Below are 11,754 nucleotides of genomic sequence, written 5' to 3'. Positions count from 1 at the left end.
ATAGAATGCGAGTTTGGATAATTTTTTTATTTTATATTTTTTTTATGCAAAATGTTTATGCAAAAAAAACTTTGAGTGTTCTGTTAAATACCAGTGAAGGAAATCCATATTCAGCCGACGCTCCTAGTAGCGCAAAAACATTATTGGAATCAGCTGTTGTAGGTAGATTAATCCAAGTTGAAAGTAATATTGTATATCCAAAATTATTAAAAGAAGCTTATTATGATTATAAATCTGATGAATACATTTTAGTGTTAAAAAGTGATTTATATTTTCATAATAAAAGAAAAGTTACAATTGAGGATCTTGAATTTTCCTTATTAAAGCATTACTTTTCTCCTGAAAAATCGCATGGAATTGGAGCTTTAGATAGTATTCTTGGAGTGGAAGATATTAAAAAAAATAATATCACTCAATTTAAATCAGGACTTGTGAAAGGGGTAAAAATTATTTCTTCAACAAGTTTAAAAATAAAACTTAAAGCCCTAGATCCAAATTTTCTATACATGATTTCTGATCCTTCTTTTTCTTTAGTTCCCATAGAAGAGCTGGATTCTGCATATAAAAATTGGAAAACCGTTCCAATTGGCGCTGGGAATTATGCAGTAGAAGAAGCTTTTAATGATGGAAAAGTTAAATTAAAAAAAGTAAATAGTAATTTAAAAAACGCTGTTGATGAAGTTTTTTTATATACCAAATATGCTAAAAATAACAATTATGATATTTATTTGGTAAAATCACCAGATGTAGATATAAAAAAATACTCGGTTTATTCCTCTCGTCAGCCCATTTCTCAGTTTGGGCTTATCTTTACTAATGTTAATGAACTTGGGAATAATCTTAATTTTAGAAAATTTGTGCAAGCTGCATTAGACAGTGAAAAATTTGTAAAATATGCTGATGGCTTTTCTAGTATTAACGAAGTTCTTCCCAATTCAAAATGGGGATTAAGTAATTTAGATTCAAATTACTCACCAAATTTAGCAGAAAAATATCTGGCTAAAGTACCTAAGGAGTTACTAAAAAAGAAGTGGAATGTTACAGTTTATTCTGCTGGAAATTCTGTCCGTAGTTATAAAAAAGATTTCATGGAAGAAATAAAAAAGCAATTAGGAGTTTATGGTTTTCAAATGGATTATATCCCTGTAACAAGTCAATTTTTGCCAAAGCATTTAGCTGAAAACACTCCTTTTGATGTTTCTTCTATTCAAATTGATCCTTATGATGTCTTATTTAAGTTTTCCCGTTTGACAAAAAATGGGGAAGATGAATTTGTTAAACCTTTGTTTGATCCAAAATTAGAAGAATTATATTCAAGTGTTTTAGTTGAAGGAAATTTTGAAGAAAAATACAGAAAAATTAATGAATTAAATAAATATGTACATGAAATGGCCTATTGGGTGCCATTATTACAAAGAAAAAATATTATTTATTATAATTCTAAAGTCATAGAACAGCTTACAAATGCTGGCGATGAAGTAACAATTATTAATTTAGAAAACATTATTTTAAAATAGTTCCCTATTCTTATGAGGTAGAATGTTTTTCGGATTGATTACTTGTTGACTCTGGTTTGAGTAAATATTCCAAATTATCACTATCATTTAATTCTATTTGAGAACTATTTAAATATTTAAGAAATAATTTGCGCATTAATAAACCAGCTCTATCTGTAGGAATATGATTTTCAAATTGGGGGTCTAAATTTACAAAAGGTGGGGTCGTTTCTAAAATAAATCGGTCTTCATTTAAGATAAGACGCTCAAATTTTAAAATATCTTCAATCGAAGCTTCACTTTCAGTATCATTCCGGAAGCAAAATTGAACAACTTTAATTTGCTCATTATTTATAGGTGTTGGACAGTTCATTATTATGTGCTCTAAACCACTAGGATATGATATATGTAACCGAATAATAAATGGCATATACCATGTTATTTTCATTAATCTTGTTGTTAATTCTTCTGAAGCTCTTGTGTTTTTCATTTGTTGGGGAGGTGCTTTGACGGCAAGTTCAGAAATAAGTTGTAAAGAAAAATCATTTAATTGTTTTAAATCATAACTTAGCGGTAAAGGAACGGCAGGATTTCCAAAGGTTCCTTTGTGGACAGAAGCAAAGTGGGCCATATCTAGTTCGTTTTCAACTACCCGCATACTAGATGTATTCCATGTTTCCCAAAAACAGGGAAAGGTTCTATATTCTGTTTGATTAGTCTCAGGAATATCTGGTATATCAATTATTGGATTTCCAAGGCATACCCAAACATGGCCATATTTTTCTGCGCAATGATAGCTTGGAACCTTAAATGATTTAGGTATGTGAGCTAGTTTTGATTGAGGAACATTTACACACTGCCCTTCTAAATTAAATTCCCAAGAATGGTATGGACAAACAATATTGCCATTACAAACTGTTCCTTTTGATAATTCAGCCCCTCTGTGACTACATTTATCTTGAATTGCACAAATATTATTTTCAGAATTTCGCCAAAGAACTATTTTTTGATTTAGTAAAGTAAAAGGTAACGGAGTAGCTGAAATCTTATCACTTGGAGCAACAGGATACCAAAAATCTCTTAGTTTTCTTTCGCCAACGAGATCCATATTGTCCTCTTTAAAATATTTGAACTTAAAATACTATTTAATTATTGTATAATTTATCAAATAATTTTTTTGATTACAAATATTTCTGTATAGAAAACTGTTTTTCAGCTTCAATAATAACATGACCTGTAAAATTTTTTAAAGGAACATAACCCTTTTCAATAGAAATTTTTGCAGCTAAAATATTAGGAAAGTTATTTTCAATGCCATTTAACAGTTGTTCACATAAATATTCTAATAATTTAACTTTGTTTAACTTTTCAATTTGTTGAATAATAAACTCACAAACTAAACCGTAGTCAACAGTATTTTCTAGTTTATCTTGAGTATGTTCATACTTTATTTTTAAGGAAAGATTTATTGTAATATTTTGGCCAATTTTTTCTTCAAATTCATTTGCACCTAAATAAAGAAACGTTTTTATATTATTTAGATGAATCCAACAAAAATTATTTTGTTGTGTTGGCAGAGTTCCTGAAGTCATTTTTAAATCCTAATGGTTGGCTAGCTGTAAAAATAAAGTTATACCTATCAAAGAGTATTTTTTATTCTTCTAAGAACCTTCTTAATTTAAAGGTGTGCAAATGACAAACCAATATCTCACTTCAGATGCAAAAAAAAACATTGATTTGGCTGATAAATATGGAGCGCATAATTATCATCCCTTACAAGTTGTTATTACAAAAGGAGAAGCGGAATGGGTTTGGGACATTGATGGAAAAAAATATTTAGATATGCTCAGTGCTTATAGTGCTGTAAACCAAGGACATTGTCATCCAAAAATGCAAGAAACACTGCATGCGCAAGGCCAAAAATTAACTTTAAGTTCACGGGCTTTTCATAATGATCAAATGGGACCATGGCTAGAACAGTTAACATCTCTTTGCAAAATGGACAAAGCATTACCTATGAATACAGGTGCTGAAGCCGTGGAAACAGCTATTAAAATAGCAAGAAAATGGGGCTATTTGGTCAAAGGTGTGCCGAGACACAAGGCTGAAATTATTGTTTGTGATCATAATTTTCATGGACGAACTACTACGATAGTGAGTTTTTCTAGCGAACCTCAATATAAAGATGATTTTGGTCCTTACTGCGGTGGGTTTCGTTCCATTCCTTATGGAGATGCTGAGGCGCTAGAAAAAGCGATAACTCCTAATACGGTGGGTTTTTTATTTGAACCTATTCAGGGAGAGGCAGGCATTATTGTGCCACCGGTAGGATATTTAGAAAAAATAAGCGCCATCTGTAAAAAGCATAATATTCTTTGTATAGCTGATGAAATACAAACCGGATTAGGTAGAACAGGAAAACTTTTCGCTCATTTATATGAAAATTGCCAACCAGATTTACTTATTTTAGGGAAAGCTTTAGGCGGCTCTTATTATCCAATATCTGCAGTAGTTGGTTATAATTCTGTTATGGACTTATTAAAACCAGGGGATCACGGTTCGACATTTGGTGGAAATTCTTTGGCTTGTGCCTTATCAAGGACAGCTTTAAAAATAATTCAAGAAGAAAAGTTATCAGAACGGGCTTTTGAACTAGGAAAGAAATTTCGTGAAAGTTTAGCTGATTTGCCTAAGCATGTAGTAAAAGATGTGCGTGGAAAAGGCTTATTAAATGCAATTGAAATACACCCAAATGCAGGTCATGGACGATTTTTTAGTGAACTGTTGCAGGCCAGAGGTTTGCTTGCAAAGGAAACCCACGATGTCACTATTCGTTTTGCCCCTCCGTTAGTAATGAAAGAGGACAGTTTAAACTTTGCGATAAGTGTTATTAAAGAAGTTTTTTCTAAAACTCAAAGCGAATGGCAATAGAAAGAATTTTCTTTTGCTGCGATTTGTTGACAAGAAATTCAACCCCTGTTATAAAAGGGGTTGCTTTCACAAGCTTCCGATTTTTATATGGCACAACCGGCCAAAAATCCCTTCTTTTATTTATTCCTTCAACTTTTTTCTTTGGAATCATTCAGCATGGTAGATGATAAAAACAATGATGACTTCGATAATGAGTCTCCTTCCTCTCGTAAACGGAATAATAATTCCACTTCAACTAGAAGATATATTCGCCGTACCCCAGAAGAAAGTACGCTATTTAATGAAAATTCATCTTCAACGCAAAATGAAGGTGATAATGAGGGTATTTCGACTTACACCCCTTCTAGAAGAGTATTTACAAGAAATAAAGAACCTTCAAATATGTCCTCAAATTCTTCCAACAGCTCAATGTCAAACAGTAATTCCAATTTAAGACCATCTTCTCCTTTTGGAATGAGCGCACCGCCGCCAAATAGAATGGGTTCTCCGCAAGCCTCTATGAATTCTGGAACTGCGAGTGGAATGCCGCAATCACAACAAGGCGGTCATCAAAACTCTGGACGTCCTTATTCAAATCCTTCTATGGGTATGCCTAACCGTCAAGGTTCAAATTCCATGGGTAGACGTCCTGAAAATCCACGCCCTGTGCAAACTGGTGGTGCTGATGAAAAAGAACCTGAATTTAATTCAGAAGTTCCTGTAATGAATTTAAAAGAACTGAAAGAAAAACATATTAGCGATCTTGTGCATATGGCAAAAGATATGGGTATTGATGGAGCTGCAAACTTACGAAAACAAGATCTTGTTTTTGCTCTCTTAGAAGCTCAAGCTGTGCGCAATGGGGTTGTTTATTCTGAAGGTGTTCTTGAAACTTTACCTGATGGTTTTGGTTTTTTAAGAGCCCCTGACTATAATTACCTGCCTGGGCCTGATGATATTTATGTTTCTCCGTCGCAAATTAGACGTTTTAATCTCAGAACAGGTGATACTGTTTCTGGCCAAATTCGTCCACCAAAAGATAATGAGCGTTACTTTGCTTTATTAAAAGTAGAATCAGTTAATGGAGAAACTCCAGATTTTACTGGCGAAAAAATATTGTTTGATAACTTAACAACAATTCACCCAGATTTTCGCTTTAAACTTGAAAATGATCCACAAATTTATAGCACTCGCTTAATTGATTTATTTGCCCCAATTGGAAAAGGACAACGTGCACTCATTGTTGCTCCTCCAAAAACAGGGAAAACTATTTTACTCCAAAATATTGCAAATTCTATTGCGCAAAATCATCCTGAAGCTGTTTTAATAGTGTTACTTATAGATGAGCGTCCGGAAGAAGTAACAGATATGGAACGTTCTGTGCGTGGAGAAGTTGTCAGTTCAACGTTTGATGAACCAGCTCAACGCCATGTGCAAGTTGCAGAAATGGTAATTGAAAAAGCAAAACGTCTTGTTGAGCATAAAAAAGATGTTGTTATCTTACTCGATTCCATTACGCGTCTCGCTCGTGCTTACAATAGTGTTGTACCACCAAGCGGTAAAATTCTAACAGGTGGTGTGGATGCCAATGCGTTACACAAACCAAAACGCTTTTTTGGTGCAGCGCGAAATGTGGAAGAAGGTGGAAGCCTTACTATTATTGCAACTGCTTTAATTGATACAGGCAGCCGTATGGACGAAGTTATCTTTGAAGAATTTAAAGGTACTGGTAACATGGAGCTTGTGCTTGATCGCCGTCTTGCTGAACGCCGTGTATTCCCTGCAATTGACATCAATAAAAGTGCAACTCGCCGTGAAGACTTGCTTCTTGGCAGAGAAACGCTTAATCGCCTTTGGGTTCTTCGCAAAGTATTGCACCCAATGTCGCCTATTGAATCGATGGAGTTTTTACTACAAAGACTCGAACGCTGTGAAACTAATGATGAGTTCCTAAATAGTATGAATGGTTAATTAAAGTAACCAGAGTAATTTATGTTTGGATTTTAAAAATAACTTACATAAAGAACTAATTTATAGGTTGAAAAAACAAAAGAGAATGTTGAAACTCAGCATTCTCTTTTTTTATGCTCTAAATAAAATAATAATATTCATATTTATGAGTTAAATAATATTAATAATAACATTTTTTATTTATGATCTAAAATATCGTAGCCTTCCATAGACATTTCAATTTCTTCTCTTGTTAGTAGAGCATCTCGTAATTGTTTCTTGCTGGTAAGTGGTAATTGATCTCCTCGGTGCTTTGAATTTGGTTGCGAAGAATTTCCATAAGTTAACAAAACCTTTGCCTTCATTGGTTCCGAAAACTCAACAGCTGCTATGTAACTATCTCCATGACAGGTAACGTTATGTGAAGATTTAGTATCAGGACAAGGAGTTAAAACACGGAAAATTCCATAAGGATCACCAGGGCCGCCATTGGCTGGAAAATTATAATTTGTGTTTTTAATTAACATTCTATTTAAATTTCCCCATGGGACATCTATTTTTCCAGTTGTATTTATAATTTGTTTTGTCGCTTCCTTTAATGCGGCGATGGCTTCAATAGGTGAAGCTATGCCGTTCGGTGTAGTTAATGGCAATTTTGGATCCCAGATATTTTTAAAAATTTTCGCATTTAATAAAGATTCATTGCGACTTGAATATATGTCGAACCATTTAAGAAATAAATTTGCTCCAATACTATTTTCATTTGTAGTTTTATCCCATTGCGTTAATATTTCTCCTGCTTTTATGACATCACTATCTTTTGATTTTGCAGCTAATTCAATTAAATCAGAAAGAACACGCGAAGCTAATTCTACTTCTGGATTGTATTTCCGATCAATAAGGTCACTTAAACTGGCAATTTTTTTCTGCGAAAGCAGTTTTGCTGATCTTTGATCGCGCAAAGACATTGTTTGCTCTCCAACAGTAATTCCAATTGCATAGTTACTTTTTTGAATAACATTTTTGTTTTCTGTAAAAGCAGTAAACCAGGGATCACTATTTGCATTTTGAATCCATCCATTTTCAGGATTTAACAATTTTGGACGCTCAGTATAAGAATAAAAGTTTTGCCAAATTGTTTTAGTAGTATCTCCAGGAAAAATAGTGTCGGAATCGGTGCTATATGCTTCTTTTTTAGGAACAATACCTGCATCAAAAAATAAAATATTTTCATTTTTATCGGCATAAAAAACATTGAACATGGGCAATTCCATTTGCTTTAGAGAACTTGAAAATTCGGTTAAATTTTTTGCTAAATTCATTTCCCACCATTGGGTTAAAAAATATTTTCTGGGAAATAGTTGAAAAGCTGCATATTGAACAGCATAAAACTGGTCATTTATTTGAAAAGTAGGACCATATATTGAATTTTTAATTGAAATATTTTTTTGTATAAATTGTCCATTAGTTGATTTGATTTTTAAAGTTACAGTTTTAGTGTCAAACTTTTTAATTTCATTATCTACTACATAATTTTCGTCCGAAGCATCTTTTTTTAATTGAAAAACATCGCAGCCTTTAATTGTATTAACTGTATGAGTCCATGCAAGATTTTTGTTAAATGCAATTGCTAAAATGGGAAAGCCCATTAAAGTTACACCATAATTATCAATGTCCGGAGTTTTTATATGTGCTTCATAAAAAACCTGTTCAGCAGCTGAAGAATCTAAACTATTGTCATAAAACCAAGATAAATGTGGATTAGCAAGGAGCATGGTATTTTTAGTTGAAGTAAATTGTGGAGAAATAAGCCAAGCATTTGAACCTTGTTTCTTTTGCTTTTGTGCAGTTTGGCCAAATAAAATTTTACTGCACTGACTTGTGTTAGCAAGTAAAAAATGACTCATTGTTTGAATACTTAATCCTAGAATATCTTTTTCTTTAATCGGTAAAATATCTTTGGCTTCTGGGAATAATTCGGAGCTGTTTTTTTGTGCATAATCATTTAAGCCAGTTACAAATGCTGTTAAAAGGGTTTTAAATTCAGGTGTTTGATCGGCATACCAATTTTCAGCCAGAACAGGGATTCCTAGCTGATGAGTTAGTACATCTTTTTGTTCGTAATTTTCTCCAAAATATTCTGTAAGTTTCCCTCGCTGCTGGGCAAAAAGTTTAAGCAGTTGGTTGCCATGACTATGCATTTGTGCATAACCAAAAGCATAAAAAGCAGATGAATTATTTTTTGCAAAAATATGAGGAACACCAAATGTATCCCATAATATTTCAGCATTATAAGTTTTATTTTCTTTGCAGCTATAAGAAATACCTACAGAAACTAATACTGTGGTAACTAAAATGACGAAACCCAATTTAAATTTTTTCATTTCCACACCTTCTCATGAAAAGAATACCAACCATTCTATTACAATTTTTAAAAATTAGGTAACACTAGAAGGTATGAAAAATATTTATAGATGGATTAAAAAATTAGCTTATTTCTTCTTCTTTTTTGAAGATATATATAAAAATAATAAAAATAACAACGAACATAGATCGTGCTACTGTTACTCCGTTCCATTGTGGAGATTGCCACATTAAAAACCATTCACCGCCGATGGTGTTAAAAGCAAAGAAGCACATAATAAGATTTAACATTAATCCTATTAGTGCGAATTTTTTTGAATTGTGAAATAGTTTAATACTTTTATTAAAGTTTTTAAGCATAAAATAAGTTCCTATCCAACCTAAAATAGCAGTAAGTATTTCATAGGTGATTAACGAAACATAGAAAATTAAATGAATTTCAGGTGATGAAATCGATCTGCCTAAAAGTTGGTTGTTTTTAAAAGTGGTATCCATAAGCAATACATGTTTGACAAATTCATAATTTGAGTTGAAGTCTAGAATATTGTTTAATGCTACAATGCTCATATAGAATGAAAACATAGACACAAATACTATTTTGCAAACACGTTCTAATTTTTGCATTTGAAACATAAATTTATCCTTTTATTGAAAAAGATTTTAAAACTTTTTGAAGTAAAATTTATATTAATTAGTTTTTCTTCCAAGGGAGAAACTAATTAATATAAGCAACAAAATTTTAAAATACTTTAAAAAAATAAATACATCAATTTATTTTATGATTTATATTATTTTCTTAATTTTTAATAAATAAATTATTCAAATTATACAAAGAATAAAATTAAAAAGTATTTTTTCTTAAAAATGAAAAATAAATTAATAGATAATATAAATTCAATTATCTTGAATAATTATTACTTAAGTGTTAATTTTCTTTGATTTTTCCTGAACGAATTTGCAACCTAGTTATTAACTGAATTCATTTTTAAATGGAGAAAAAATATGAGTTCTATTGAAAAACAAAAGAATATTCTTTTAATTATTGCTGATCAATATAGATACCCAGGAAAATTAACAAACCAACAAGAAGGGTTTGATAATCATTTAAAAGCAATTCTAGGATTTCAAGATGAAATAACGTCGGATAATCCATATCTCCAATTTTTCCCAGGATTATTAAATTTAAGAAAAAATGCTGTTGTTTTAAAAAATCACATGATTGCATCTAGTGCTTGTGTCCCGAGCCGCTCTGCACTGTTTACTGGACAATATGGAACGAGAACAGGTTTAACTCAAACTGATGGAATTTTTAAAAGTGGTGATGCATTTCAATTTCCGTGGTTAACAAAAAACGGTATCCCTACTTTAGGTAACTGGATGCAGTCAGCAGGTTACAGAACACATTATTTTGGTAAGTGGCATATTTCTCATCCCTCTGTTACCTCTTTAAAAGAATTTGGTTTCAGTAATTGGGAACTTTCGTATCCAGAGCCACATGGTTCTTTAATGAATAATTTAGGAATTTACCGTGACCCCATTTTTGCGAGTAGCGCATGCAATTTTCTGCAAAGAGAAGCATTAGGCGCGCCATATGGTATTTCTGTTTCTATGCAAGAGGAGAATGATCCTTTAGGAGAAGTGCCAAATCCTGCAAAAACCGCTCCATGGTTTGCGGTTGTTTCGTTTGTTAATCCGCATGATATTGCAACTTATCCTGCAGTAACCGCACGAGCTCTTCCAAGTACAAATCCAAATGTAAATAGTTCCCAGTCGCCATTAGGGCCATTGGATGTACCAAAACAAGGACAACGTTCGTTAGTTCCTTTAGCTGGAAGTATGCAAGTAGAGCTTAATGAATTTGGATTTCCGCAGGCAAATTCAAATTTAGTACCTACTCTTTTAGAATCCTTAGATGATAAACCATCTTGTCAGAAAGATTATGCTTACAAAATGGGTTTAGCTTTAAGTGCAAAAATGGGATTAAATGAAGCAAAAAGTGTTGCTGCCGCTGGGACAATTTCTCAAGAAAATATTCTTAATTATGCCGTTAATGTTGCTTTAAGAAGTTCAATTCCATTTGCTTTGACAGAAAATAAAGAAGAAGTTTCAGCAAAATTTATTCAGTTTTATGCTTACTTGCATAGCTTAATGGATGTGCAAATCAATAAAGTTTTACAGACATTGGAAGAAACAGGTCAGGCAGATAATACAATTGTTATTTTTGTTACTGATCATGGTGAATATGGGGCAGCGCATCATATGATGATGGAAAAATGGCATTCTGCTTATGATGAAGTAATTCATGTTCCCGCAGTAATAAAGCTTCCTCCTTCAATACAAGCATCATCTTTGCGTGAAAATGGTATGCGAGAAGTGCATTCATTAACAAGCCACATAGATATTTTACCTACTATTTTAGGATTGGCAGGTATTTCAGAAGCAAAAAGAGAAGAAATTGCACAGACTGCTTTAAAAAATCGTCCAAATCCACCACTACCAGGAATTGATCTTTCTTCAATTATTTTAAATCATCAACATGATGGCATTGTAAAAGAGAAAGATGGATCTAAAAGACGAGGAATTCTTTTTATCACTGATGATGAAATTACGGCTCCATTATCAAGTTCATGGCAAGCCTATGAAAGCTTAAAATTGGAAGATTATAACGTTTATAAAGCGGCTGTAGAAGCAGTGCGGAAAGGGACATTTCCCGGAAAATTCGTAAGTGAATTAGAACCTGGAGCGGTAAAACAACCGAACCATGTCCGTTGCGTTAGAACTGAGGAATACAAATTGGTAAGATATTTTGATCCATCTGGTGTAGAAAAAGATGAATGGGAAATGTACCATTTAAATCATGATCCAGCAGAATCTGTTAATTTATTGGAGTTTAAAATTTCGCCTCCAACAGAAAAAGAGAATTTACCTGACTGGATCAGTAAAGAAACGGTACAAGAAGTTGCTGGAAGTTTATTGAACTTATTAAATAATTTAGAACAAAAAAATTTATAAATTCATTTGATAAAGTTAAATT

8 protein-coding genes are annotated in these 11,754 nt (G+C 32.5%); 4 read left to right on the top strand and 4 right to left on the bottom strand.

Going from position 1 to position 11,754, the window contains the following annotated elements; genetic code table 11:
* Positions 1–5 precede the first annotated feature (5 nt).
* Complete coding sequence (locus QEJ31_RS04035; RefSeq protein WP_280592496.1) at positions 6–1,517, top strand: ABC transporter substrate-binding protein; 1,512 nt, start codon at positions 6–8, stop codon at positions 1,515–1,517.
* A 10-nt stretch (positions 1,518–1,527) separates the two neighbouring features.
* Here the strand turns inward: QEJ31_RS04035 and QEJ31_RS04030 are convergent, their stop codons facing one another.
* Positions 1,528–2,604: an aromatic ring-hydroxylating dioxygenase subunit alpha gene (locus tag QEJ31_RS04030; RefSeq protein ID WP_280592495.1), complete on the bottom strand. Its 1,077-nt coding sequence runs from the start codon at positions 2,602–2,604 to the stop codon at positions 1,528–1,530.
* A gap of 73 nt (positions 2,605–2,677) precedes the next feature.
* Positions 2,678–3,088, bottom strand: coding sequence for a dihydroneopterin aldolase (locus QEJ31_RS04025; RefSeq protein ID WP_280592493.1), 411 nt, complete (start codon positions 3,086–3,088; stop codon positions 2,678–2,680).
* A gap of 100 nt (positions 3,089–3,188) precedes the next feature.
* Between QEJ31_RS04025 and rocD the strand changes: the two genes are divergently transcribed.
* Complete coding sequence (gene rocD, locus QEJ31_RS04020; protein WP_280592492.1) at positions 3,189–4,427, top strand: ornithine--oxo-acid transaminase; 1,239 nt, start codon at positions 3,189–3,191, stop codon at positions 4,425–4,427.
* Between the two features lie 702 nt (positions 4,428–5,129).
* Complete coding sequence (gene rho / locus QEJ31_RS04015; protein WP_158998571.1) at positions 5,130–6,377, top strand: transcription termination factor Rho; 1,248 nt, start codon at positions 5,130–5,132, stop codon at positions 6,375–6,377.
* Between the two features lie 176 nt (positions 6,378–6,553).
* Here the strand turns inward: rho and QEJ31_RS04010 are convergent, their stop codons facing one another.
* A complete protein-coding gene (locus QEJ31_RS04010) occupies positions 6,554–8,740 on the bottom strand; it encodes a penicillin acylase family protein (RefSeq protein ID WP_280592491.1) in 2,187 nt (728 codons plus the stop codon).
* A 103-nt stretch (positions 8,741–8,843) separates the two neighbouring features.
* Positions 8,844–9,353 carry a DUF2165 domain-containing protein gene (locus QEJ31_RS04005; protein WP_280592490.1) on the bottom strand — a complete coding sequence of 170 codons (510 nt, stop codon included), beginning with the start codon at positions 9,351–9,353 and terminating at the stop codon, positions 8,844–8,846.
* Between the two features lie 369 nt (positions 9,354–9,722).
* Here QEJ31_RS04005 and QEJ31_RS04000 point away from each other — a divergent pair, with 369 nt between their 5' ends.
* Positions 9,723–11,732 carry a sulfatase-like hydrolase/transferase gene (locus tag QEJ31_RS04000; protein WP_280592489.1) on the top strand — a complete coding sequence of 670 codons (2,010 nt, stop codon included), beginning with the start codon at positions 9,723–9,725 and terminating at the stop codon, positions 11,730–11,732.
* Positions 11,733–11,754: the final 22 nt, after the last annotated feature.

The organism is Pigmentibacter sp. JX0631, from assembly GCF_029873255.1.
Classification (GTDB): Bacteria; Bdellovibrionota_B; Oligoflexia; order Silvanigrellales; family Silvanigrellaceae; genus Silvanigrella.
Note: the sequence above shows the minus strand (reverse complement) of the source record. Positions and strands in the feature narration are given on the sequence as shown.

Excerpts from the sequence above, each read along its gene's own strand:
- QEJ31_RS04035 (WP_280592496.1), top strand. The coding sequence starts at position 6 with ATGCGAGTTTGGATAATTTTTTTATTTTATATTTTTTTTATGCAAAAT.
- QEJ31_RS04030 (WP_280592495.1), bottom strand. The coding sequence starts at position 2,604 with ATGGATCTCGTTGGCGAAAGAAAACTAAGAGATTTTTGGTATCCTGTT.
- QEJ31_RS04025 (WP_280592493.1), bottom strand. The coding sequence starts at position 3,088 with ATGACTTCAGGAACTCTGCCAACACAACAAAATAATTTTTGTTGGATT.
- rocD (WP_280592492.1), top strand. The coding sequence starts at position 3,189 with ATGACAAACCAATATCTCACTTCAGATGCAAAAAAAAACATTGATTTG.
- rho (WP_158998571.1), top strand. The coding sequence starts at position 5,130 with ATGAATTTAAAAGAACTGAAAGAAAAACATATTAGCGATCTTGTGCAT.
- QEJ31_RS04010 (WP_280592491.1), bottom strand. The coding sequence starts at position 8,740 with ATGAAAAAATTTAAATTGGGTTTCGTCATTTTAGTTACCACAGTATTA.
- QEJ31_RS04005 (WP_280592490.1), bottom strand. The coding sequence starts at position 9,353 with ATGTTTCAAATGCAAAAATTAGAACGTGTTTGCAAAATAGTATTTGTG.
- QEJ31_RS04000 (WP_280592489.1), top strand. The coding sequence starts at position 9,723 with ATGAGTTCTATTGAAAAACAAAAGAATATTCTTTTAATTATTGCTGAT.